This is a genomic window from Bradyrhizobium sp. STM 3561, assembly GCF_045571455.1.
GTDB lineage: Bacteria > Pseudomonadota > Alphaproteobacteria > Rhizobiales > Xanthobacteraceae > Bradyrhizobium > Bradyrhizobium vignae.
Genome location: NZ_CP120695.1, coordinates 6318933 through 6343221, shown reverse-complemented (window position 1 = coordinate 6343221; position 24289 = coordinate 6318933). Strand labels below are relative to the sequence as shown.

The following is a 24289-nucleotide window of genomic DNA, read 5'->3' as shown; positions in this document are numbered from 1 at the left end:
GCCCCGACTGCCAAAGCCTGATGGCGTGCTCGCTCGAGTCAAGGCCAAGTCGCTTCGCGACGGCCCTACGGGCCGACCTTGACTCGATCTGCGCGCGCCATCCTACGTGCTCCACGGTCGGGACGAAGAGCTGGCCTGCAATCGAACAAAGAGCTGAACAAACCGCCTTGACACACCAAATCCCCATGTGAGCAATCCAGAATGCCCCCGCGGAGGGAGTCCGCAGCCTGCCTCGACTGCAGTCGCAACGATCAGCGCGTCATAAAATGCAAAATTGTGGCCACGGGCAAGCGTGAGCGCTGTAGCGTGCGTGTCAGCCGTGAGTGGCACGATGTCCGGGAAGCGGAAACGAATTGACTGCACGGCGGCCTCGATGATCGGCCACTCCTGTCTCTGCTTCTTGCGCAGCACGTTGGTGAACTCGTTCAGCACCTGTGTGCTAATGACGCCACCGCCGGCAATCGTGTTCAGCGCCTGATCGCGCCGGACGTCGGTCGAGTAGGCGTAGATCAAGATATCGGCGTCGAAGAACGGGCTCACCGCTCGTTCGCTTCATGGCGCGGAACGCCTACTTCGTCATCCGTGAAGAGCGGCTAAGCGATTGAGCTGGAATCGCATTTGTGGTTGCGGGGTGTTTTAGGATTGCAGGGTTTTGATGCTTCGGGCATCGGAACCTTGCAATTTCATTTTCAGGATTCCGTCGATCGCCAGACATGATTCGGTGGCCGCATCGGAGGTGGCGATGCGACCGAAGAAGCACAGGACGACGGGATCGGGCGATCTGTTCCGGGCCAGGCTGGACCAGATCATCAACATGAAGCACGAGCTGGTTCAGCTCGCTGGCAAGGTCGATTGGGACTGGATCGACGGCGAGATCGCGCCGCTCTACAGCGAGAACGGCCGGCCCGGCATCGCGACCCGCTTCGTGATCGGGCTGCTGCTGCTCAAGCACATTTACGGCCTGTCCGATGAGGGGTCTGCGAGCGCTGGGTCCACGACCCATATTTCCAGTACTTCACCGGCGAAGAGTTCTTCCAGCACGCCTTCCCGCACGAGCGCTCGGACCTGAGCCACTGGCGCAAGCGGCTCGGCGACAAGCTGGAACTGCTGCTGGCCGAGAGCCTGCGGGTGGCGCACGAGGCCGGCGCGTTACGCGGCCAAGACCTCAAGCGGGTCACAGTCGATACCACGGTGCAGCCAAAGGCCATCACCTTCCCGACCGATGCCAAGCTGCTGCACGCGGCGATCAAGGGGCTCAACCGTCTGGCGAGGAAGCACGGGATCAGGCTGCGGCAGTCCTATCTTCGCATTGCCAAGACCGCGGCCATTATGGCTTCCCGCTACGCCCATGCCAAGCAATTCAAACGGCATCAGCGGCAGTTGCGCATCCTGCGCAGCCGGTTGGGCCGGATCATCCGCGATATCCGCCGCAAGATCGAAGCTCAGGCCGTGCTCGAGAACGCCTTCGCCCTGCCGCTCAGCCGGGCCGCGCAGATCCGCTCGCAGCAGCAGCGCCAGCGCGGCTGGAAGCTGTATTCCTTCCATGCTCCGGAGGTCGAGTGCATCGGCAAGGGCAAAGCAGCCGCGCCTTACGAGTTCGGTGTCAAAGCCTCCATCGTCACCAACAACCGCCGTGCTCCCGGCGGCCTGTTCGTGCTGCACGCCAGGGCGCTACCCGATAACCCGTACGACGGTCACACCCTGCGGGACGTCATCGACCGCACCGAGACACTCACCGGCTGTCCGATCGAGCGGGCCTATGTCGACAAGGGATACCGCGGCCATGACGCGCAGAACCCGCGCCGTGTCTTCATCTCCGGCCAGAAGCGCGGCGTCTTCGGTATCATCAAGCGCGAGCTGCGGCGCCGCTCCGCCATCGAACCCGTCATCGGACACCTGAAGGCCGATGGTCACCTCGGCCGCTGCTACCTCAAAGGCCGCGCCGGCGATGCCGCCAACGTCATCCTCTCTGCCGTCGGTCACAACTTCCGCCGCATCCTCGCCTGGCTGAGGGTTCTTTGGTGCCTCTTCCTGGCTACCCTCATCGCAGCCATCAGCGACCGCTCACCGCTGCAATCGGCTTCTTAACGGACGACTACTTCATCGCGGAGAAGCGGCTGTCGAACGAGTTCGACTGCACGATCGGCGCGGCGCCCGCCATCTGTCCGCTATCGGCTGCGCCCTCCGACACCGACGGCTTCAGCGCCGGACGGGTCTGAGCAAGCCGTGTATCCGGCTTTGCCGGTTCGGCGGGCTTGGCCGCCGCTACGGCCGGCTTCGGCGCATCCTTCGCGGTGTCCTTGGACTTGTCGTGCCCCGGCACGAATCTCGTCACTGCGGCCTTGAGCCGCGACGCGGCCGTAGGCGGGGTCGTGGACGTCTGGGCCGGAGCGACAGACGCGGTGGCCTGCTGCGGCGCTGGCGTTGCCGTCGCGGTGGTATCGGCGGCGCCGAGGCCCATCTTGCGGCCGAGGTTCGAGAAGAAGCCGCCGCTTGAGGCTTTTTCGGCAGGCTGCGCCGAGGCGACGCGGGTGCCGGTCGCGGGCACGGCGACCACAGGCTCTTCCTGCGGCGCGGGCGCGGACGCGACCGCATCGAGATTCGGCTTGGGCGGATTGACGTGGCCGGGGATCGTGCCCGGCGCCTTCGCCATCGCCAGCATCTGCAGCGTGGTGCCTTCGGCGCTCTCGGACAGGCCGGTCGAGCCTTCCGGAATTTTTGCGGCGAAGATCTTGTTCATGCCGCCGTCGATGCCGGTGTTCATGCGCGCCACCGGCGTGCCCTTGGCAACCAGCTTGGCGTATTCAGCCTCGTCCTTCGCCTGCTTCTCACGCACGGCGCTGGCGATGTCCTCGGGGATCACATAGGCCGGGCACTTGGCCGAGGCGTCGAACACCGGATCGCGCTTGGCGTCGGCCGGCTTGGCCGCGTCGAAGACGTACTTCTTCTCGCAGAAATCGACCTTCGGCTCCTGCCGCGTCACCTCGAAATGATCATAGCCTTCCTTGATCATCTTCCAGAACGGCATGTTCGGATTGTTCCGGTGCTTGGCCATGTTCACCGGCGTCATCCTGAACGGATAGGCCTGCAGCTGGAACGCCTTCTGGCCGCCGAAGAAGGATTCGCGTCCGAGCGAATAGATCTCCGCGATCTGCTCGTCCGTCATCGCGTAGCAGCCGCGCGAAGAACAGTCTCCGTGTACCATCAGCTGCGAGCCGGTGCGGCCCAGCGCCTTGTCGAACGCGTTCGGAAAGCCCGTGTTGAAGGAGAGGTAATAGGCCGACTGCGGATTCATCTGGCTCGGATTGATCGAGTAGAATCCTTCCGGCGCCTGACGGTCGCCCTCGCGCACCTTGGGGCCGAGATCGCCCGACCAGCGGCAGATCGGATAGGTCTTGAGCAGCGCGAACTGGCCGGAGCGGGTCTGCTTCCAGACCTCGAGCTCAGCCTCCTGCTTGAACAGGCGGACCAGGATCGGCGATTGCAGGTCCATGTCCTTCTCGGCCATGGCGGCGACCAGCTTCGGCGGCACCGGCTGGTTGGCCTTGGCGTTGGTCGCGAGCGAGACCTGGTCGGTGTCGCAGCCGGTGAGCAGAACGCCGGCCGTCATCAGCGCAACCGAAGCCAAGAGCGCGCGAGCAAGCGAACGAGAAATCAAGATGGACCCCACACCGTGCCGGGCAGCAAGCGCGAACCCCAATTCGTTTGGCGCATGATCCGACCGGGTACCCCGGGGGCCCGTCGCAACGGGCCCTTTTTAGACCACGCTCCAGCGCTTATGCCCTGAAGCCATTGATTAAAATTCTAACCTCTGGGTCATGTGGTCGCAACCCAAGCGGGGATCACGAGGACGTTGGCCCAAAGGTGTGGTCAACAGAGACTTAAACTGGGCCGGAACTTGGGCCCTGCGGCCAAGCCGGCACTGAGATCGCCGATTTGGGAGCCCAGTTTCCGGCCGATATCGAGGAATTTCTGCCGCCGCTGCTTGCGGATCGCATCCCCGTCCAGGCCCCGGAGCTCGTCAAAGGCCTTCGCGATGGCCTCGCCTGTAGTGGCGATCATGGCGGCGGGGTCGCGATGGGCGCCGCCGACGGGCTCCTTCAGGATCTGATCGATCACCCCGAAGCGGAGCATGTCCTGGGCGGTGATCTTCATGTTGTTGGCGGCTTCCTGCGCCTTGGTGCCGTCGCGCCACAGGATGGAGGAGGCCGCCTCCGGCGAGATCACGCTGTAGATCGCGTGCTCCAGCATCAGCACCCTGTTGGCGGTGGTGATGGCAATGGCGCCGCCCGACATGCCCTCGCCGGTGATGATGGCCACGTTCGGCACGGTCAGCGCCAGGCACGCGTCGGTCGAGCGCGCGATCGCCTCGGCCTGGCCGCGCTCCTCGGCGCCAATGCCGGGATAAGCGCCGGCGGAATCGGCGAGCGACAGCACCGGAAGGCCGAACCGCTCGGCCATCTCCATCAGCCGCACGCATTTGCGATAGCCCTCGGGCCGCGCCATGCCGAAATTGTGCCGGATCCGGCTCTCGGTGGAATCGCCCTTTTCCTGGCCCATCACGCAGATCGGCTCGCCGCGGAAGCGGCCGAAGCCGGCGACCAGCGCCTCGTCCTCGCCGAACTTGCGGTCACCGGCGAGCGGGGTGAATTCGGTGATCAGGCCCTTGATGAAATCGTTGAAATGCGGCCGCTGCGGATGCCGCGCAACCAGCGTCTTCTGCCACGGCGTCAGGTTCGTGTAGAGGTCGGCCAGCGCCTGCGCCGCCTTGTCCTCGATCCGGCCGATCTCGTCGCTGATGTCGGTGCCGGAGGCAGCGAGCGCGCGCAATTCGTCGACCTTGGAGTCGAGCTCGGCGACCGGCTTTTCGAAGTCGAGATAGCTGCGCATCTGGTCTTGCATCAACTCAATATAAGGGGACGGGGCTAAAGAAGCGAAGCGAGGTTAGGGTCACGGACAGAAGTGTAGCGTCTTCAATGGTTTGACTTGTGTGCTCGTGCCAGCCGGCCAAATCATGCGTGAGGCCACGGCTCTTTCTGCGGAGATGTGGTCGAAGTCAAGGCGGTTTCCTGGGATGCCCGTAGCCCATCTACGGTGCGTCACTTCTCCGCCAGCGGGTGCAGGTCGCGCACCAGGCTCTTCAGCCGCTCCTCGACCACGTGGGTGTAGATCTGGGTCGTGGAGATGTCGGTGTGGCCGAGCAGGGTCTGGACGATGCGCAGATCCGCGCCGTTGTGCAGCAGGTGGCTGGCAAAGGCGTGGCGCAGCACGTGCGGGGAGACCAGGCGGGCCTGAAGCCCGGAGGCGACCGCGAGCTCCTTGAGGTCGCGGGCGAAATGCTGCCGCGTCAGATGTCCGCTCTCGCCGAAGGAGGGGAACAGCCATTTCGAGGCGGCCACGCTGTTTTTCTTTTCCGTCTTTGCCGCGTCCGTCGCGGCGAGATAATCCGCCATCGCCTGCCGCGAGGCCTCGTTGAGCGGCACCAGGCGTTCCTTGTTGCCCTTGCCGCGCACCACGATCATGCGCGCATCGCGCTTGGCCGCCGAGCGCGGCAGCGCCACCAGCTCGGAAACGCGCAGGCCCGTGGCGTAGAGCACCTCGAGCAGGCAATAGAGCCGCAAAGCGCGCAGCCGCTTCGAGGGCGAGGCATCCTCCGCCTCGCTCAATTCCTTCGCGCGGCGGAGCATGCGGTCGACGTCCGCGATCGACAGCACTTTTGGCAGGCCGCGGCCGCGCTTCGGGCCGGACAGGATGGCGGCGGGATCGTCGGCGCGGATGCGCTCGTTCAGCAGGAAACGATAGAGATGCCGCATCGCCGATAGCCGCCGGGCGACGCTGGTGGATTTGAAGCCGCGGGTGTCGAGATCGGCGAGGTAGTCGCGCAGGACCTGCGTCTCCGCGTCCGCGAATGTATGGCCGACCCGGTCCAGAAATTCCGAGAAATCGGTGAGGTCGCGGCGATATGCGTCGAGCGTATTGGGCCCGGCGCCCTGTTCCGCCGCGAGCATGTCGAGGAACAGGCCGGTGAGCTTGGCGTCTGAGGGCTGGGTAGGCATGCCCTGGAGGCTAGCTCCTATTTCTTGAGAAACTTATCCGGCGGGATCGTCACCGTCATTTCCCGCGGCTTCGGAGTGACGAAGTTCGCCAGCGCGAAGACCACGCCATAGATGATGCCGGCGATCACGGCGACGACCGTCAGGAAGCGGAACAAGCTCGGCATCGTTCTGAGGTCTCGGGTAGGGGGCCAGGCAGCCAAATTAACCAATGAAATCATCCAACATGTTCGCCGTTTCGTGGCAAGAGTCCTCTGGCGAGGGCCCCCATGGGGTCGTATAGGTGGCCAAACCATGCCGCATCTGGCGGCGGTTCGAGCTAGATCCAATCGAGCGAGACAATGTCCGACGCCGCGTTGCCGCTTCCTGCTTCGCCTGAGGCCGACATCCTGTCGGCGCTCGGTGCGCGCTCGATCGTGCTCGTCGGCATGATGGGAGCGGGCAAATCCACCATCGGCCGGCGCATGGCTCTCAGGCTCAAGCTGCCCTTCGTCGATGCCGACACCGAGATCGAGGCGGCGGCCGGCATGACCATACCGGAAATCTTCGAGCGCCATGGCGAGCAGCATTTCCGCGATGGCGAAGCCCGTGTGATCGCGCGCCTGCTCGACGGCGGTCCCGCGGTGCTGGCGACCGGCGGCGGCGCCTTCATGCGCGAGGATACGCGTGCGCGCATCGCGGCGAAAGCCATCTCGATCTGGCTCAGGGCGGATCACGACGTCATCATGCGCCGCGTGCGCCGTCGTGCCGACCGTCCGCTGCTTCAGACCGCGGATCCCGAAGGAACCGTGACGCGCCTCCTCACCGAGCGCGAGCCGGTCTATGCCAATGCCGACCTCACGATCGCCTCGCGCGACGTGCCGCACGACAGAATCGTCGAGGAATGCATCGCGGCGCTGCACGCCCATCTGTGCGGCGGACAGGCCGCCCAACCACCTGCCGACGTTGCGAGTGCCGCACGATGACCGCGCCGATGAAACATTCCGATCCCGTCAAAGTCGGCGTCGCGCTGGAAAATCGCGCCTATGACATCATCATCGGCCGCGGCGTGCTGTCGTCGCTCGGCGAGAGGGTCGCAGCCTTGCGGCCGGGCGTACGTACCGCTGTTGTCACCGACCGCACCGTCGCGAAATACTGGCTCGAGCCGACCGAGGCCTCGCTCGCGGCCGCCGGCATCCCGAGCTCGCGCATCGTCGTCGAGGAAGGCGAAATCTCGAAGACCTATGCCGGCCTCGAAAAGGTCAGCGAAGCCCTGATCGCCGCTAGGATCGAGCGCAACGATCTCGTCATCGCGCTCGGCGGCGGCGTGGTCGGCGATCTCGCCGGCTTTGCCGCGGCGATCCTGCGCCGCGGCGTCGATTTCGTGCAGGTGCCGACCTCGCTGCTGGCGCAGGTCGATTCCTCCGTCGGCGGCAAGACCGGCATCAACTCGCCGCAGGGCAAGAATTTGCTCGGCGCCTTCCATCAGCCGGTGCTTGTTATCGCCGACACCGCCGTGCTCGACACGCTGTCGCCGCGTCAGTTCCGCGCCGGCTATGCCGAGGTGGCCAAATATGGCGTGCTCGGCGACGAGGCCTTCTTCACCTGGCTGGAGAAGAACCATTCCGACATCTTCAAGGGCGGCTCCGCGCGCGAGCATGCGATCGCGACCTCCTGCCGTGCCAAGGCCGGCGTCGTCTCGCGCGACGAGCGCGAGACCGGCGAGCGCGCGCTGCTCAATCTCGGCCACACCTTCGGTCACGCGCTGGAAGCCGCGACGGGTTTCTCCGACCGCCTGTTCCACGGCGAGGGCGTCGCCATCGGCATGACGCTGGCGGCCCAGTTCTCGGCGAAGCTCGGCATGATCGGCGAATCCGATGCGGCACGCGTCGAACGGCACCTGATTGAAGCGGGCCTGCCGACGCGCTTGCAGGACATCGCGGGCTTCGCGCAGGAAGGTCTTGCCGATGCCGACGCGCTGATGACGCTGATGGCGCAGGACAAGAAGGTCAAGCGCGGCAAGCTCACTTTCATCCTGCTGGAGGCCGTGGGCCGCGCCGTGATCGCGAAGGACGTCGAGCCGGCGCCGGTGCGCGACTTCCTGAAGGAGAAGCTCGCGCAGAAGGCCTGATGCGCGGCGGAGCTTTATTTCGCCAACGCGTTTTCGAGCGAAGTGGATACCGGCTCGCGTCAGGAAAACGCGTCAAAAGTAGCTAGAGTGGTGCATGGACTGGCTCGGATTCACCATCGTCGTCCTCTGCCTCTTGGTCTCGGCGTTCTTCGCCGCGAGCGAGACCGCGCTGACCGGCGCCTCGCGCGCCAGCATGCTCAGGCTTTCCAAGCAGGGTAATCGCGACGCCGACGTCGTCTCGGACCTGCTCGACATGCGCGAGCGCCTGATCGGCGCACTGTTGCTCGGCAACAACATCGCCAATATCGGTGCATCCGCGCTCGCAACCGGCATCTTCACATCGTGGTTCGGCGATGTCGGGGTGCTCTATGCCACCGGTGTGATGACCGCGCTGGTGGTCATTTTCGCCGAGGTGCTGCCCAAAACCATCGCGATCAACGCGCCTGACCGCATCGCGCTCGCGGTGGCGCGGCCGATGCGGCTGACGATGTATGTGCTGGGCCCGCTGCTCAGAGTGGTCGAGGTCATCGTACGCCTGCTGATGCGGCTGTTTGGCTTGGCCGGCGAGCATCAGGCCATTCTGTCTCCGACCGAACGCTTGCGCGGCGCGGTCGATCTGTTGCACCACGAGGGCAAGTTCGAGAAGCAGGACCGCGACATGCTCGGCGGTCTCTTGGACCTGCGTGAGCTCCAGGTGTCCGACGTCATGATCCATCGCACCGAGATGATGATGATCAACGCCGATCTGCCGCCGGAAGAGCTGGTGCGCGAGGTGCTGGCGACCGAATACACCCGCATTCCGCTCTGGCGCGAGAAGCCGGAGAACATCATCGGCGTGCTGCACGCCAAGGATTTGCTGCGCGCGATCCGCGCCTCCGACGGCGACACCTCACGCATCGACGTCTCCACCATCGCGCTGCCGCCCTGGTTCGTACCGGAGATGCGCCCGGTCTCCGAACAGCTGAAAGCGTTCCGCCGGCGGAAAACCCATTTCGCGCTCGTCGTCGACGAGTATGGCGAGGTCGAAGGCCTTGTGACGCTGGAAGACATCCTGGAGGAAATCGTCGGCGACATCTCCGACGAGCACGACGTCGTGGTGGCGGGCGTGCGCGCCCAGCCGGACGGCTCCGTCGTGGTCGACGGCTCGGTGCCGATCCGCGATCTCAACCGCGCCATGGATTGGCACCTGCCCGATGAAGAGGCGACGACGGTGGCCGGCCTCGTCATTCACGAGGCGCGCTCGATCCCCGACCGCGGCCAGAGCTTCACCTTCCACGGCTTCCGCTTCCGCGTCCTCCGCCGCGAGCGCAACCGCATCACCGCGCTGCGCATTTCGCCGGTGCCGCGCGAGGCCGAGCTGGAAGAGGCAAAGCCGAGAAGGGCGGGGACGTCGTTTTAGGGTTCAGACTCAATTGATCCAATAGGCGACGATGGCGGCGAGGTGCACGGCAGCCAAGAAGTTCCTGGCAAGTTTGTCGTAGCGAGTTGCGACACGCCTGAAATCCTTGAGCCGGCAGAAACAGCGCTCGATAACATTGCGCCCTTTGTAGGCGCGTTTGCTGAAGGTGTGGAGGGTCACCCTGTTGGATTTGTTTGGAATGACGGGCTTTGCGCCGCGATTGGCGATTTCGGCGCGAAAGCCGTCGCCATCGTAGCCTTTGTCCCCAATGAGGGCAGACATGGGCGGCGCGAGTTTCAAAAGGGCCGGCCCTGCGGCAATATCTGCGTCTTGTCCCGGAGTGAGATGAAATGCGCAAGGTCTGCAATCAGGGTCGCTCAGCGCGTGGATTTTCGTGGTCCGCCCACCGCGCGAGCGTCCGATCGCCTGTTCATGCTCCCCCCTTTTCCACCGCTCGCCGAGCGATGCGCCTTGATCGAGGTGGAGTCGATGGACAAGGTCACGCCATCCTTGCCGCAGCGGGCGAGCGCTTCAAAGATCGCCTGCCAATGTCCGCGCTTAGCCCAGCGATTGAAACGATTGTAGATCGTCGTGTAAGGACCATAGTCGGGCGGGCAATCGCGCCAGCGTGCGCCGCACTGAAGCATGTGAATGATACCGCTGATGATGCGTCGATCGTCATCGCGCGCCGGGCCGGTCTGGTTCGTTGGCAGATGCGGCTCGATCTGAGCCCACTGCTTGTCGTTCAGCCAGAACAGCCCTTTGCGCACCGAAGTCCCCCATCCCGAATCAACTTGGTGCGAAGGAATCAGAGATCGCTAATTAGGTACAGACCCTAGTCTCCCCACCGCTGTCGTCGTCCGCGCAGGCGGACGATCCAGTACTCCGCGGCGGACCTAACTAGTGCGGCGGAGTACTGGAGCCCCGCCTGCGCGGGGCATGACAGCGGAATTTGCGGCAGTCACCCTTCCCCCGGCGCCTGCGCATGGATCGCGAGCGCGTGCACGCCGCCGGAGAGTTCCGTGGAGAGCGCCGAATTTATCATGCGATGGCGGTCGACCCGGCTCTTCCCTTTGAAGGCGGCAGACACGATATACACACGGAAGTGCGTCTCACCGCCCGGCCGATGGCCGGCGTGGCCTTCATGCAGATGTGACTCGTCGACGACTTGCAGGCTTTCAGGCGTGAAAGCTTCCTGCAACTTGTTGCTGATAGTGTCTTTCATAGCCATCTGTGCCATTAAGGTGTGCGATCGCACCCCGTCAATACCCGGACGTCCGAGGTCACTGCGACCGGGTGCTCAGCGAATTGCAATGTCAAGACTTGAAGGTTTGTGCATTGCGTAGTCAAAGTCAGCCATGCCGATCGATTCATCAAAGTTCTTCGACTCCATCCGCGTCAAGCCGAGAGGCGCGAAACCGGAAGCGAAGCCGCGCGAGACCGTGGTCGCCTGCGAATGGGCCGGCTGTCAGAACAAGGGCAGCCATCGCGCGCCGAAGGGACGCGAGAACCAGCGCGAGTACTGGCACTTCTGCCTGGACCACGTGCGCGAATACAACCAGAACTACAATTTCTTCTCCGGCATGAATGCCGAGGCCGTCGCGCGCTACCAGAAGGATGCGCTGACCGGCCATCGTCCGACCTGGAAGATGGGTGCCAATGGCGGCAAGAAGGGATCGGAAGCCGAGATCGATGGCGCCTTCGACCCGTTCAGCATGTTCTCAGAGATCAACGGCCGCGCCAGCTGGCGCGGCGGCCCGGAAGCTGCGCCCAAGGCCGAGACGCGCAAGGTGATGAACGCCGAGCGCAAGGCGCTTCAGGTCATGGGCCTCGGCGCCGACGCCACGCTCGCCGACGTCAAGAGCAAGTACAAGGCGCTGGTCAAGCAGCATCATCCGGACGTCAATGGCGGCGACCGCTCCACCGAAGACCGTCTGATCGAGATCATCAAGGCGTACAACTATCTGAAGACGGTGGTACGGGAGGCGTAGGGCCTCGCAGCTTCCTTTCTCCCCAAGCGTAATCCGGGACCTTTCTCTCACAACCACGACTTTCCCGGATTACGCTTGCCGCTCCATGCGGGGCTACTTCGTCACGCCTCCGGCATCGCCCCGACATAAGACGAGCTCGGCCGGATCAAGCGCCCGGTCCGCTGCTGCTCGCGCGCATGCGCGGTCCAGCCTGCGCTGCGTGCCACCGCGAAGATCGGCGTGAACGCCTGCCGTGGAATCGCCAGCGCATCGAGCAGGATCGCGGTGAAGAACTCGACATTCGTCTCCAGCGGCCGATCCGGATTCTTCTTGCGCAGCGCTTGCCGAATATAGGCTTCGACCTCGCCGGCGAACGGCAGGTCGGTGCCGCTGGATGCGAGCGCCTCGACCGCGGCCTTCAGCACGTCGGCGCGCGGATCGCGCACCCGGTAGACGCGGTGGCCAAATCCCATCATCCGCTCGCCACGCGCCAGCGCCGCATCCACCCACGGCTGGATGCGCTCGCGCGAGCCGATTGCGTCGAGCATTTCCAGCACCGGTTCCGGCGCGCCGCCATGCAGCGGACCCGTGAGCGCGCAATAGCCGGCGGTCACTGCGGCAAACAGGTCGGCTTGCGTCGAGGCCACCACGCGCGCGGTGAAGGTCGAGGCGTTCATGCCGTGATCGCTGGCGGTAACGAGATAGGCATCGAGCGCGGTGACCTCGCGCGCCGCAGGGGTGCGTCCGTGCAGCATGCGCAGCGTGTCCGCGGCATGGCTCGCGTCCGGATTCGGCGCGACCGGCTCGAGCCCCTTGGCGCGCCGGACCAGCGCGCCCGCGATCACCGGAAATGCGCCGACGATGGTCGCCTCATGTTCCAGGCCGTGCTCCGCGCGAAGCCCGGCGACCGCTGCGCGGAACCCGTCGATAATGCCCATGCCGCGCGTCGCCGGCAGCAACTCGTCCAGCCGCGCGAAGGCGCGCTCGCGCGCCGCGCCCAGGCTCGCCCGCACATTGGCTTCGCTGCGGCTGGTCCCGCTCGCGCCATTCCAGAGTCGGGCGGTGACGCCCTCGAAGCTCGATTCGGCGGCGAGGCGCCCGACATGCTCGCCGGCGATGATCAACTCGCCGCGCTCGCCATCGACGTGGCTCAGCACGGTCTCAGCCGCGGGAACGCCGTCCAGCCCGATCTGGCTTTTGGTGAGGTGGATGTTCATGGCCTGTCTCCTTTCACGACTGGAAAGGTCGGGCCTCTCGACAGATTGATCAATCTTGATTACATGAATCAATATGAAAAATTCTCCGGAGCTGTACCTGTCCGCCCGGGAAGCCGCTGCCGAGCTCGCGATCTCCCCGGCCACCCTTTATGCCTATGTCAGCCGCGGCCTGATCCGCTCCGAGCCGACGCCGGATTCGCGCAAGAACCGCTACCGCGCCGAGGACGTCCGCGCGTTGAAAGAGCGCCGGGTGCCGCCGGAACCGCGCGGCCTGCGCAGCTTCGATGCCGACCTGCCGGTGATGGACACCGAGATTTCGACCATCACGGAGGAGGGCGCGATCTATCGCGGCGTCAATTGCGTCGATCTTTCCGAGAGCGACACGCTCGAGCACACCGCGACGCTGCTCTGGGACGTCTCCGGCGTCGATCCGTTCGATCCGGACAATCAGCCCGAGATGTCCGAGGAGATGCGCACGATCGCAGCGGCTGCGCACCGCGCCGCGCCGATCGACCGCGCCATCGCGGTGCTCGCGCTCGCCGCCAGCGCCGATCCGCGCGCCTTCACCCGAGCGCCCGACGGCCGCGCCATGGTCGGGGCGCGCATCGTCCGCCTGCTGGTTGCGACCATGCTCAACGCCGAGCCGTCGGCCGAGCCGCTGCATCAGCAGGTCGCGCGCGCCTGGGCGGCGGACAACAAGCACGCGCCCGACCTGATCCGCCGCGCGCTGGTGCTGCTCGCCGATCATGAGCTGAATGCCTCGACCTTCACCGCGCGCTGCGCCGCGTCGACCGGCCTCAATCTCTACGACTCCGTCATCGCCGGGCTCGCCGCGTTGAAAGGGCCGAAGCACGGCGGGGCCGGCGTGCTGGCTTCGCAGCTGGTCAAGACGTTGGTCGACCGCGACGTCGAGCCGATGGTGCGCGAGCGCGTCGCGCTCGGCGAGCGTTTCGCGGGTTTCGGCCATGGCGTCTACAAGCGCGGCGATCCCCGCGCGCAATCGCTGCTGAACGCACTCTCCCGCGCCGGCGCGCCGCGCAAATTCACCCGCGAGGTGCCCGAGCGGATCGCCGAAGCGACCGGCGAGTTCGTCAACATCGACTATGCGCTCGCAGTCCTCGTGCACGCCCTGCGCCTGCCGGCGGGCAGCGAGCTCGCACTGTTTGCGATGGCCCGCAGTGTCGGCTGGATCGCCCATGCCAGCGAGCAATTGCAGTTCGGCAAGCTGATCCGGCCCAGGGCGCGCTACGTCGGGCCGGCGCCAGGGAGACGGGCGGGGAGTTCGTGATCGCTCCACTTGCGGTCCGGTTCACGGCGGCAGCAGAAGCGCTTAATTGCTTTCCGTCCGGTCTACCTCCGGGCAGGCTCGTGGCACCTTCGATCTCCCCGGGAGCCATTTGTGTCGCAAGCCGCCGCCCTAACTCGCCGCAGTCGCCCGCTTCGTACCTCGGCCGAACTCAGTTCGGTCCTCGCGACGGCATATGAGCGCATCGATCGTGACCAACACCGCAATTGCTGGATCCATGTGAGGCCAAAGGAAGAGGCGCTGGCGGAGGCCGAGGCTCTCGCGCGGCGCAGCGCACAGGGCGAACTGCTGCCTCTGCTCGGTGTGCCTTTCGGCGTGAAGGACAACATCGACGTGGCGGGCATGCCGACCTCGGCGGCCTGTCCGTCCTTCGCCTATGTTGCGGAGCGATCGGCTCAGTGCGTCGAGCGCCTCGTCGCGGCGGGCGCAATCTGTCTCGGCAAGACCAATCTGGATCAGTTCGCAACCGGGCTATCCGGGGCCCGGTCACCTCACGGCGCCTGCCCAAGCGCCGCCGATGATCGCTATGTCGCGGGCGGATCGAGCTCGGGCTCGGCCGTCGCCGTGGCGGCCGGTCACGTTGCCTTCTCACTCGGCACCGACACCGGCGGCTCAGGTCGGGTGCCGGCAGGTTTCAACGGCATCATCGGGATCAAGCCGACGGTCGGGCTTGTCTCATCCCGCGGGCTCGTTCCGAACTGCCCCACGCTCGATTGTCCGTCGATCTTCTGCAACTCCGTCACCGAGGGCAAATTGTTGCTGGAGCTCATCCAGGGCTTCGACGAGGCGGATCCCTACAGCCGCGAAGCGCGCGGCCGGTCATCCGCTGTCCCCCAGGAATTCCGCTTCGGGCGCATTTCCGCCTCTCAGCTCAATTCATTCGGGTTGCCTGAATGCGACGCGCTTTACGAGCAGGCTTGCGGGAGACTGGTGGGACTGGGAGGCGAGGCCCTCGAGATCGACTTCACGCCTTTCGCCGAGGCCGGCGAAATGCTGTTCTCGGGACCGTGGATCGCCGAACGCTACGCGGCGATCAGCAAGCTCTTTGACGTCGATCATGGCGATCTGCTGGAGGTCACGCGCAAAGTCCTGCATTTTGCGGCGCAATTTTCAGCGGCTGACGCATTCGCGGCGCAACATCGTCTCCTGAAGTTGCGCCGACAGGTCCAGCTCCTCTTCAAGCAGATCGACGTCCTGGTCGTGCCGACAGCGCCGCGTCCCTTCACCATTGCGGACATGCTGGAAGACCCCGTCACGCTCAATACGCGTCTTGGTCACTACTCCTATTCCGTCAATCTTCTGGATCTGTGTGCGGTGGCGCTTCCCAATGCGACGCTCACCAGCGGGATGCCGATGGGCGTCACTCTGCTGGCACCCGCATGGCACGACCACGCCCTCCTGGACTTCGCCTCGCGATGGCAGCCGGACAATGACGGCGCTCTGTTCGGACTGAACGTCTATTCGCGCGGCGTCGGTTAGACGATCTCGAGGTCGAGCGCGCGCAAATTCAGAATGACGATCAGACCTCTGTCGTAGCGGATGATGCCTCTCGCCTGCATGCGAGAGAGCTGCACCGTCACCCATTGTCGTGTCGCTCCGATCAGGTTGGCGAGATCGCCATGGGTGAAGGGAATGCCGAGCACGATCTCGCGGCCGTGCTGCGAGCCGTAGATATTCGAGAGAAAGATCAGCAGACGCTGCAACCGCTCGGTCACCGATCGTGTGCCGAGCATTTGCGCCATGGCCGAGTAACACCTTGCCTTGAAGGCCAGCGCATCCAGCAGGGCTACCGCGATGGTCGCCGACTGAAGCGCAAGCTCGCGCAGCGCGGGGCCAGGCAGAAAGAGGAGCCGGCTGCGCTCGATCGCAACCGAAGACCACATATGCGCTCCGGAGCCGAAGAGGTCCGGCCCGCCGACGAAATTGCCGCCGAACCAGTAGGCGAGCGTCACCTCACGCCCCGAAGGTGCTGCGTAATAGCTGCGGATCCGGCCGGACTCGATCAGATATATGCCGTTCTGGCTCTCTCCCTGGCGCCAGATATGCTTGCCGGTGTCCAGAACCTGGTGGCGACCGATTGCCAGCACACGGCCCCGGTCAGCCTCGCTCAGATGGTCGAGCAAGCCCGGCAGCGATCTGACCAGAGCATCCGACTCCGCCAGCATGATCCCGGCCGTCGCCTTGAGAGTTGCCGCTGACATCTGCCCGCTCCATCGTAGCTGAAGCAGATCCATTCAAGAGCTATGCCAGCCCTCGCTGCGGCTAAATTGAAGCGAGCTCATCGCGCTTCAGGTCACCGCTCCATTTGCTCGAACGCCTTGCGGCCTTCGGTCCGGATCAGGTCAAGGCAATCCCGCTTGAGCGCGAGATAGGCTGGGTCGGTCAAGATAGCGCTGGAGCGCGGGCGCGGCAGGGCCACCGAAAGATCCCGCAGGATGCGGCCCGGGCCGGCGCTCATGATCAGCACGCGATCCGACAGGAGAATGGCTTCGTCGATGTCATGCGTGACGAAAACGATCGTGGCGTTGATCCGGTCGCGCAGCTCGAGCAGGTTGTCCTGCATCACGGCCCGGGTCTGCGCGTCCAACGCACCGAAGGGTTCGTCCATGAGCAGCACACGCGGCTGGTTCGCGAGGGCGCGAGCAATCGCCACCCGCTGCTGCATGCCGCCTGAAAGCGTATGCGGATAGGCGCTGGCGAATTTTGTCAGCCCGATCATGTCGATCAGGTCGTCGGCGATACGAAGCGCCTCCGTTTTCGACTTGCCGAGCGCGCGCGGTCCGTGAGCGATGTTACGGCGTACCGATTTCCAGGGGAACAGATGCGGCTGCTGAAAGACCATCCCGATATCGGGTCGAGGTGCCAGCATCGGCTTGCCGGCGACCGTGATCTCGCCTTCGAACGGCCGTTCGAGGCCCGCCATCGCGTTCAAGAGCGTAGACTTGCCGCAGCCCGACGGACCAACCAGCGAGACGAATTCACCCGGCATCACGGCCAGGGACACCCGGTCCACGGCAATGACCGCGCCGCGCGGCACATCGAACACGATGCTCAAATCCTCGACCCGGATGATTGCTTCCGGCGCCGTCGATGAAGGCTCCGGCTGAGCATCCACGAGCCGGAGCGGTGATGTCGGGCGAAGCGGGGTGTGCATCATCGCCACCATACGGCGCGCTCGGCAATGGCCGCGAAGGACCGATCGGCAACGAAGGAGAGCAGTCCGAGCGCCGCCAGCCCTCCCATGACCTGTCCGGTCTGCATGTTCTGTTGCGCAATCTCGATCCGGTAGACGATGCCGGCGAACGCACCCGCCAGCTCGGCGGCGACGAGCGTGTAAAAGGAGATGCTGACGGCGGTGCGCAGACCGACAACGATGTAGGGAAGCGCCCCCAGCAGGACGATCTCCGTGAGCATCTGCCGACGTGGCGTGCCGAGCATCAGCGCGGCGCGAATGAGGCCGCGATCGACCTTCTGAACGCCGATATGGGTCGCGAGCCATACGGTGAAGAACACGCCCCAGACGACCAGAAAGAGCTTGCCGGCCTCGGACAAGCCGAACCAGAGGATCACGATCGGCACGAAGGCGATCGGGGGGATCGGGCGGAGGATATGAAACAGCGGCGAGAGCAGGCTCGAGACCAGCCGGAACCGGCCCGTCAGCACGCCGAGCATGATGCCACCCGTCGTCCCGATCAGGAAGCCCATGGTGACGCGGAATAGGCTCGCGGAAAGGTCGCCGACAAACTGCCCGCTGTGGATCCAGTCAAGGATGGCGACAGCGACCGTCGACGGCGGCGGGAACAGCACCGCATTGACGATCCGGGAGCGCGCGATCAATTCCCAGACGCCGACGAAGGCTGGCACGGAAAGCGCGCCGAGAAGCATGCTCAGACGTCCGGCCGCCGTCGCGCGGTTGTGCCCGCCGGTGCTCATGGATTGGCCGACAGTGTCACACGTGCGGGATCAAGCGCCTTCAGCGGCGCCGCCACAATGACCTTCGAGAAATCAGGCATCCCCGCCCCCGGCGGGTGATTGCCGGTCTCGAGCCGCCAGGCCGCGTGCGTCTTCAGCGTCTCGAGCAGCTTGTCGTCGAGGCGCACGCGATAGACGTAATCCGACCAGATCGGCGCCAGCTCGTCGCGCTTCATGCCACTTGCGGCGGCGACAATGTCGATCGCTTCGTCCGGATGGGACTTCATCCAGCCTTCCGCTTCAATGAGAGCCGCCAGGAATTTGCTGACGATTGCCGGGTTTGCCTCCAGATAGGGCCGCGTCACGACGATGTTGAAGCTCTCCGAGTAGAGCCCCTTGGTATCGAGCAGGACGGCGCCCTCGCCGAGCGCCTTCTTTGCATTCGCCAGGTGCGGCTCCCAGGTGTCGAACGCGTCGATGCTCCCCGCCGCCAGAGCGGGAAGCATCTCCTGGGGGCGAAGGTTGACGAGCGTGACATCCTTGGCGGTCAATCCCGCCGCCTTCAGCAGAGCCGAAGTGTAGACCTCGCTCCCTGTGCCAGCCGTGAAGCCGATGCGTTTGCCGCGCAGATCCGCTTTGGTCCTGATTGCGGCGGCCGCCGCCGTCATCGTCTTCAGATCCGAGTACTCCATGCCGGCGACGAAGGCGATCGGCTGCTGCGCCATCGCGGCCGCGGTGACCGGAGCTTCGGCGGTCGTCGCGATGTCCGCGCCTCCTCCCATCACCGTGTCGAGACACTGTTTTCCGCTGGTGAAATTCGAGACCGAGATATCGAGTCCCTGCTTGCCAAAGAGGCCGTTCGCCTTGGCGACGATCGCGAGGGCCGAGATCGGTGCGAGGTTCTGCGCAAGCCGTGCCTTCAGCACCTCCTCGGCCGCGGCCTGGCAAGCCGGATTCAAGATGCCCGCACAGGCCGAGATCGCAAACGAGACCATGCGAAGAGCTGTTTTCGCGCGCATGCAACCACCTCCGGTCATGTCGGCGGCCGCAACGGCCAGCCTGTGATTGGAGGAGGGTCATCCGAAGGCGATGCGCCGTGAAGCAATTAATCGACAACGTGTTCCGCTGACGAACATTTGCGCATCGCGGAGCCGTAGCGGATCGCAATTTGGGCAGCGGAAAGCTCTGTTTGCCCGCCTCTTGTGCGGCGTGCTGTCCGGCCCGCGGTCCTCAGCTATTCGGCAGTCGTGCTCGAGAGGAGCAAGGTCGCGGCCGCGAGCGGACGCCGGGCATCGCGCCATCAGGCCCGTGGTTTGGCTTCCGCGACTGCGCTGCCGTGCCGGCGGCGGATGGTCCAGATTGCAGCGCCGACAATGATTGCAATCCCAACGACGGTTAGAATCCAGACATGCTTGAACGGATGCCCCGCGTGCGGCACCCCGAAATATTGGTGGAAGGCCGACACCGCGAGCACGCCCGGCAGCACATGCGCCGGCGCCCAGAGCAGGATCGCGGGAACGTTCACTGCGTAGAATTTCGTGGGGGCCATGCCCAGCGCGCCGGCGGTCACGGGCACGAAGGCGCGGATCGGCGGCACGAAGCGGGCGAAGAACACGGCCCAGGTGCCGAAGCGGTTGAAGAAGCTTTCGCTCTCCGCGACCACGCGCGGATAATTGGTCAGCGGCCAGGTGTTGAGGATCTCGCGTTGCCGCCGGTGCCCGATCCAATAGGCCGACCCGTCACCCAACACCGCGCCAAGCGCCGCCGCCAGCAGCACCCACGGCAGCTGCAGCTCGCCGCCCGGCACGAGGGCGCTCAGCGCCAGGATGATGGTCGAGCCGGGGATCACCGATCCAACCACCGGAACGGCTTCGAGCAGCGCCGCCAGGAACAGGGTCAGATAGCCCAGCCACGCATGGGCCGAGACGAAGGAGATGAGAGGATCGAGGAAGGACGTCACGTCGTCTCTGTGGCGGGCTGGCGCGCGGGGCAGTGGACCCTACATAAGGAGAACCGGCGAAATTTGCCATTCGCATAGGTTGGGCCGGTCCTCCCGGGTGCGAAATGCGGGCGTGATTCGCAACGCAGCCCTCCAAAATCTGCGTTCCTTGCCTATCTCAATGAAAAGACAATGGAACTTTGATTGGAGGGCGGGCTTCTGCCCGTCCCGTGTCTCTGATAGGTTGCTGTCCAGCACCCAGCCGCAGCCAACGTGCGAATAACCGGTTTCGGGACCGCCCGGGACCTCGGAGGATTGATGACGACCGCCGCCCTGTCCAAAGTTGAGGAAGTTTCCGGTCTGCCCGACATGAAAGTGTCGGTGCGCCAGGTGTTCGGGATCGATAGTGATCTCGAAGTCCCTGCCTATTCCGAAGTCGATCCTCATGTGCCCGAAGTCGATTCCGACTACCGCTTCGACCGCGCCACCACGCTCGCCATTCTCGCCGGATTCGCCAAGAACCGCCGCGTGATGGTGACGGGCTATCACGGCACCGGCAAATCCACCCATATCGAGCAGGTCGCCGCCCGCCTGAACTGGCCCTGCGTGCGCGTCAACCTCGACAGCCACATCAGCCGCATCGACCTCGTCGGCAAGGACTCCATCGTGGTCCGCGACGGCAAGCAGGTCACCGAATTCCGCGACGGCATCCTGCCTTGGGCGCTGCAGAACAACGTCGCGCTGGTGTTCGACGAATACGACGCCGGCCGTCCCGACGTGATGTTCGTGATCCAGCGCGTGCTGGAAGTCTCGGGCCGCCTGACGCTCTTGGACCAGAACAAGGTGATCAAGCCGCACCCGGCATTCCGACTGTTCGCCACGGCGAATACGGTCGGCCTCGGCGACACCTCGGGCCTCTATCACGGCACCCAGCAGATCAACCAGGGCCAGATGGACCGCTGGTCGATCGTCACCACGCTGAACTATCTCAGCCATGACGAAGAAGTGGAGATCGTGCTGGCCAAGGCCAAGCATTATCGCACCCAGGAGGGCCGCGACATCGTCAACAAGATGGTGCGCCTTGCCGACCTCACCCGCAACGCCTTCGCCAATGGCGACCTGTCGACGGTGATGAGCCCGCGCACGGTGATCACCTGGGCGGAAAATTCCGACATCTTCGGCGATATCGGCTTTGCGTTCCGCGTCACCTTCCTCAACAAGTGCGACGAGCTCGAACGCCCCCTGGTCGCCGAGTTCTACCAGCGCTGCTTCAACGCGGAGCTGCCGGAATCGGCGGTGAACGTCGCGCTCAGCTGAGGTTTGAGATGTCGTCCCGCCCTTCGGGACGACGGACAGGGCGAGATGACCACCTCCAACTCCAAATTCCGCAACAACAAGGAAGCGCCGACCGAGCCTTTCAAGCGCTCGGTCGCCTCCTGCCTCAAGGCGATCGCCAAGACGCCCGAGCTCGACATCTCCTTCGCGGCCGAGCGGCCTGGGCTCGCGCCGGGCAAAGCCCGCTTGCCCGAGCCGGCGCGCAAGATGACCAGGCGCGACGCCGCGATCGTGCGCGGCCATGCCGATTCCATCGCGCTCAAGCTCGCCTGTCACGATCCCAAGGTTCATCGCAAGCTGATGCCCGGCAATCCGCAGGCGCGCGGCGTGTTCGAGGCGGTCGAGCAGGCCCGCGTCGAGGCGATCGGCGCGCGCCGCATGGCGGGCGTTGCCAAGAACCTCACCGCGATGCTCGACGACCATTTCCACCGCGGCAAGTTCGACGAGATCACCGACCGTGCCGACGCGCCGCTGGCGGACGCGCTGGCGATGCTGGTGCGCGAGCGCCTCACCGGCCTGGCGCCGCCGACGGCCGCGAAGAAGATGGTCGACCTCTGGCGTCCCATTCTCGAAGACAAGATCGGCAAGCGGCTCGACCGGCTCGACGGCGTGCTCGAGGACCAGACCAGGTTCGGCGATGCCGTGCACGATCTGCTCTCGGCGCTCGAGCTCGGCGACGAGCGCAACGCCGACAGCGAGGACAATGACGAGAACGACGAGAACCAGGACGGCGACAACGATCAGTCCGGCGCCGAAGGCTCGCCCGATTCCGACGCCGCGCAGGAGATGAGCGCCGACCAGGCGCAGGCGACGAGCGAGGAGATGAGCGAGAGCGCGATGGAAAGCGCGCAGGCCTCGACCTCCGACACCTTCGACGACGGCGAGCTCGGCGACGACGAGACCCCGGGCGAGGCGACGCGTCCGAACCAGCACGGCAGGAACGAGCCGCGCGGGCCGGAATACCACGCCTTCGCGCCCAAGTTCGACGAGGTCATCGCCGCCGAAGACCTCTGCGACCATGACGAGCTGGACCGGCTGCGCGCCTATCTCGACAAGCAGCTCGCGCATCTGCAAGGCATCGTCGCGCGCCTGGCCAACCGCCTGCAGCGCCGCCTGATGGCGCAGCAGAACCGCGCCTGGGAGTTCGATCTCGAAGAGGGCATCCTCGACCCCGCGCGGCTGTCGCGCGTCGTCACCGATCCCTATCACCCGCTGTCCTTCATGCACGAGAAGGAGGCGACGTTCCGCGACACCGTGGTGACGCTGCTGCTCGACAATTCCGGCTCGATGCGCGGACGCCCCATCACGGTCGCCGCCACCTGCGCCGACATCCTCGCGCGCACGCTGGAGCGTTGCGGCGTCAAGGTCGAGATTCTCGGCTTCACCACGCGCGCCTGGAAGGGCGGGCAATCGCGCGAAGCCTGGCTTGCCGCCGGCAAGCCGGCCAATCCCGGCCGCCTCAACGATCTCCGCCACATCATCTACAAGTCGGCGGATGCGCCCTGGCGCCGTGCGCGCAAGAATCTCGGTTTGATGATGCGCGAGGGTCTCTTGAAGGAGAACATCGACGGCGAGGCGCTGGACTGGGCGCACAAGCGCCTGCTCGGTCGCCCCGAGCAGCGCAAGATCCTGATGATGATCTCGGACGGCGCGCCGGTCGACGATTCCACCCTGTCAGTCAACCCCGGCAACTACCTCGAGCGGCATCTGCGCCACATCATCGAGGAGATCGAGACCCGCTCGCCGGTCGAGCTGATCGCGATCGGCATCGGCCATGACGTGACGCGCTACTACCGCCGCGCGGTGACGATCGTGGATGCCGAGGAGCTCGGCGGCGCCATCACCGAAAAACTCGCCGAGCTGTTCAGCGAGACCAACGCGGCGCCCACGCAAGCACCCGGTCGCCCGCGACGCAAATTGCATTCGTGAGCACGCCGTCATCCCGCCGCAGCTTTCTTGGCTTTGCTGCGGCAGGATTCTCCACTCTCGCGCTCTCGCGTCTCGCGCAGGCGCAAGCGGCGACCGAGCCACGCGAGCTCCAGGTCGAGCACGCCGTCGCCGCGCCTGTCAGCATCGAGGTCAACGCGCGTCCGATTCCCGATTTCGAACCGCGCGACCGCGCGCGCACGCGCTTCGGCTCGCTGGATTATCGCAGCGGCCTGGTGCTGACCTCGCCCTATCGCGGCTTCGGCGGCCTGTCCGGCATCCGCTTCCTCGACGGCAAGGGCGAGCGCTTCGTCGCGATCTCCGACCAGGGCGGCTGGTTCACCGGCACCATCCGCTATTCCGGCCGCGAGATGGTCGGGCTCACCGAGGTCGAGGCCGCGCCGCTGCTCGGCGCCGAAGGTCGGCCGATCACGGAAAAGCACCTCTGGTGGGATTCGGAATCGATCGCGCGCGACGGCAACCTCGTCTATGTCGGGCTCGAGCGCGTCAACCAGATCCTGCGCTACGATTTCGCCAAGGGCGGCACGCGTGCCCGCGGCGAGGTGATCGCCGTTCCGCCGGCCTTGCGCAAGCTGCCCTCCAACAAGGGCATTGAAGCGCTGGTGTTCATCCCGAAGGGCCAGCCGCTCGCGGGCACCTTGATCGCGTTCTCAGAGCGCGGGCTCGACGCCGACGGCAATCTCGTCGCCTTCCTGATCGGCGGCCCCACGCCCGGCCAGTTCAGCGTCCGCCGCACCGAGAAATACGACATCAGCGATGCCGTGCTGCTGCCCTCCGGCGAGCTCTTGATCCTCGAACGCAAATTCTCCTGGTTCACCGGCATCAACATCCGCATTCGCGCGATCCCCCTGAAGGGAATCGCGCCGGGCGCGCTGGTCGACGGCCCCGCGCTGTTCGCCGCCGATCTCGGCCACGAGATCGACAACATGGAAGGCATCGACGCCCATGTCACGCCCGACGGCGAGACCGTGCTGACCCTGGTGTCGGACGACAATTTCTCGATGCTGCAGCGGACGCTGCTGCTGCAGTTCACGCTGGTCGAGTAGGGCGGTCTCACCCCCCGTCATTGCGGAGGCATTCGCTTCCCATCGTGCGGCAATG

Annotated in this window: 20 protein-coding genes and 3 pseudogenes; 10 read left to right on the top strand and 13 right to left on the bottom strand. The window is 65.2% G+C overall.

Translation table 11 applies throughout. The annotated features are described in order from the left end of the window. Positions 1–102 precede the first annotated feature (102 nt). A complete protein-coding gene (locus tag P6U28_RS30160; RefSeq protein ID WP_407120391.1) occupies positions 103–540 on the bottom strand; it encodes a PIN domain-containing protein in 438 nt (145 codons plus the stop codon). Positions 541–742: 202 nt separating this feature from the next. Here P6U28_RS30160 and P6U28_RS30155 point away from each other — a divergent pair. Beyond that, positions 743–2088, top strand: a pseudogene (locus P6U28_RS30155) (IS5 family transposase). A 7-nt stretch (positions 2089–2095) separates the two neighbouring features. Here the strand turns inward: P6U28_RS30155 and P6U28_RS30150 are convergent. The 4 genes and pseudogenes from P6U28_RS30150 to P6U28_RS30135 all read right to left on the bottom strand — a co-directional run bounded on the left by P6U28_RS30150 (position 2096) and on the right by P6U28_RS30135 (position 6220). Continuing rightward, complete coding sequence (locus P6U28_RS30150) at positions 2096–3610, bottom strand: murein L,D-transpeptidase family protein (protein WP_244607848.1); 1515 nt, start codon at positions 3608–3610, stop codon at positions 2096–2098. 335 nt (positions 3611–3945) lie between these two features. Next, positions 3946–4902 (bottom strand): annotated as a pseudogene (locus tag P6U28_RS30145) (acetyl-CoA carboxylase carboxyltransferase subunit alpha); the annotation flags it as partial. 197 nt (positions 4903–5099) lie between these two features. Then, on the bottom strand, positions 5100–6056 hold the full coding sequence (xerD, locus tag P6U28_RS30140) for a site-specific tyrosine recombinase XerD (protein WP_129144456.1): 957 nt from the start codon (positions 6054–6056) through the stop codon (positions 5100–5102). 17 nt (positions 6057–6073) lie between these two features. Then, positions 6074–6220 (bottom strand): histidine kinase, encoded by a 147-nt coding sequence (locus tag P6U28_RS30135; protein ID WP_129144457.1) that lies wholly within the window; start codon positions 6218–6220, stop codon positions 6074–6076. A gap of 174 nt (positions 6221–6394) precedes the next feature. Between P6U28_RS30135 and P6U28_RS30130 the strand changes: the two genes are divergently transcribed. The 3 genes from P6U28_RS30130 to P6U28_RS30120 all read left to right on the top strand — a co-directional run bounded on the left by P6U28_RS30130 (position 6395) and on the right by P6U28_RS30120 (position 9562). After that, on the top strand, positions 6395–7018 hold the full coding sequence (locus P6U28_RS30130) for a shikimate kinase (RefSeq protein WP_129144458.1): 624 nt from the start codon (positions 6395–6397) through the stop codon (positions 7016–7018). Beyond that, positions 7015–8163, top strand: coding sequence for a 3-dehydroquinate synthase (gene aroB, locus P6U28_RS30125; RefSeq protein WP_129144459.1), 1149 nt, complete (start codon positions 7015–7017; stop codon positions 8161–8163). Before P6U28_RS30130 ends, aroB begins: the two co-directional genes overlap by 4 nt. Before the next feature lie 94 nt (positions 8164–8257). Beyond that, the gene (locus P6U28_RS30120; RefSeq protein ID WP_122400551.1) at positions 8258–9562 is read left to right on the top strand and encodes an HlyC/CorC family transporter; all 1305 of its coding nucleotides are present in this window, start codon (positions 8258–8260) and stop codon (positions 9560–9562) included. A 9-nt stretch (positions 9563–9571) separates the two neighbouring features. On the opposite strand, the pseudogene P6U28_RS30115 reads toward P6U28_RS30120, so the two are convergent. After that, positions 9572–10332: pseudogene (locus tag P6U28_RS30115) on the bottom strand (IS5 family transposase). Between the two features lie 191 nt (positions 10333–10523). Next, entirely contained in the window at positions 10524–10793 is a 270-nt protein-coding gene (locus P6U28_RS30110; protein ID WP_129144460.1) for a BolA family transcriptional regulator, read from the bottom strand. A 127-nt stretch (positions 10794–10920) separates the two neighbouring features. On the opposite strand from P6U28_RS30110, the gene P6U28_RS30105 reads away from it, so the two are divergent. After that, positions 10921–11553 carry a J domain-containing protein gene (locus P6U28_RS30105; RefSeq protein WP_129144461.1) on the top strand — a complete coding sequence of 211 codons (633 nt, stop codon included), beginning with the start codon at positions 10921–10923 and terminating at the stop codon, positions 11551–11553. A 101-nt stretch (positions 11554–11654) separates the two neighbouring features. Here the strand turns inward: P6U28_RS30105 and P6U28_RS30100 are convergent, their stop codons facing one another. Further along, complete coding sequence (locus P6U28_RS30100) at positions 11655–12749, bottom strand: citrate synthase/methylcitrate synthase (protein ID WP_129144462.1); 1095 nt, start codon at positions 12747–12749, stop codon at positions 11655–11657. Positions 12750–12822: 73 nt separating this feature from the next. On the opposite strand from P6U28_RS30100, the gene P6U28_RS30095 reads away from it, so the two are divergent. Together P6U28_RS30095 and atzF are read left to right on the top strand one after the other, a co-directional pair. Further along, complete coding sequence (locus tag P6U28_RS30095; protein ID WP_407120390.1) at positions 12823–14037, top strand: citrate/2-methylcitrate synthase; 1215 nt, start codon at positions 12823–12825, stop codon at positions 14035–14037. A 111-nt stretch (positions 14038–14148) separates the two neighbouring features. Beyond that, positions 14149–15534 carry an allophanate hydrolase gene (gene atzF, locus P6U28_RS30090; protein ID WP_129144464.1) on the top strand — a complete coding sequence of 462 codons (1386 nt, stop codon included), beginning with the start codon at positions 14149–14151 and terminating at the stop codon, positions 15532–15534. Here the strand turns inward: atzF and P6U28_RS30085 are convergent. From P6U28_RS30085 to P6U28_RS30065, 5 genes are all read right to left on the bottom strand, one after another. Next, positions 15531–16256: a Crp/Fnr family transcriptional regulator gene (locus P6U28_RS30085; RefSeq protein WP_129144465.1), complete on the bottom strand. Its 726-nt coding sequence runs from the start codon at positions 16254–16256 to the stop codon at positions 15531–15533. The genes atzF and P6U28_RS30085 overlap by 4 nt on opposite strands. Positions 16257–16348: 92 nt before the next feature. Then, complete coding sequence (locus tag P6U28_RS30080; RefSeq protein ID WP_407120388.1) at positions 16349–17101, bottom strand: ABC transporter ATP-binding protein; 753 nt, start codon at positions 17099–17101, stop codon at positions 16349–16351. Positions 17102–17208: 107 nt separating this feature from the next. Beyond that, a complete protein-coding gene (locus tag P6U28_RS30075; protein WP_122400556.1) occupies positions 17209–17988 on the bottom strand; it encodes an ABC transporter permease in 780 nt (259 codons plus the stop codon). After that, positions 17985–18986, bottom strand: coding sequence for an ABC transporter substrate-binding protein (locus P6U28_RS30070; protein ID WP_129144466.1), 1002 nt, complete (start codon positions 18984–18986; stop codon positions 17985–17987). Before P6U28_RS30070 ends, P6U28_RS30075 begins: the two co-directional genes overlap by 4 nt. A 281-nt stretch (positions 18987–19267) precedes the next feature. Further along, positions 19268–19927: a DedA family protein gene (locus tag P6U28_RS30065; protein WP_129144467.1), complete on the bottom strand. Its 660-nt coding sequence runs from the start codon at positions 19925–19927 to the stop codon at positions 19268–19270. Between the two features lie 297 nt (positions 19928–20224). Between P6U28_RS30065 and cobS the strand changes: the two genes are divergently transcribed. Genes cobS through P6U28_RS30050 form a run of 3 tightly spaced genes read left to right on the top strand, consistent with a single transcriptional unit; the run spans position 20225 to position 24234 of the window. Then, positions 20225–21223: a cobaltochelatase subunit CobS gene (gene cobS / locus P6U28_RS30060; protein WP_122400559.1), complete on the top strand. Its 999-nt coding sequence runs from the start codon at positions 20225–20227 to the stop codon at positions 21221–21223. 45 nt (positions 21224–21268) lie between these two features. Then, positions 21269–23170, top strand: a complete 1902-nt coding sequence (cobT, locus tag P6U28_RS30055) for a cobaltochelatase subunit CobT (protein WP_407120387.1) — start codon at positions 21269–21271, stop codon at positions 23168–23170. Continuing rightward, positions 23167–24234 (top strand): esterase-like activity of phytase family protein, encoded by a 1068-nt coding sequence (locus P6U28_RS30050; RefSeq protein WP_129144468.1) that lies wholly within the window; start codon positions 23167–23169, stop codon positions 24232–24234. The genes cobT and P6U28_RS30050 overlap by 4 nt, the downstream gene beginning before the upstream one ends. The last annotated feature ends 55 nt before the right edge of the window (positions 24235–24289 follow it).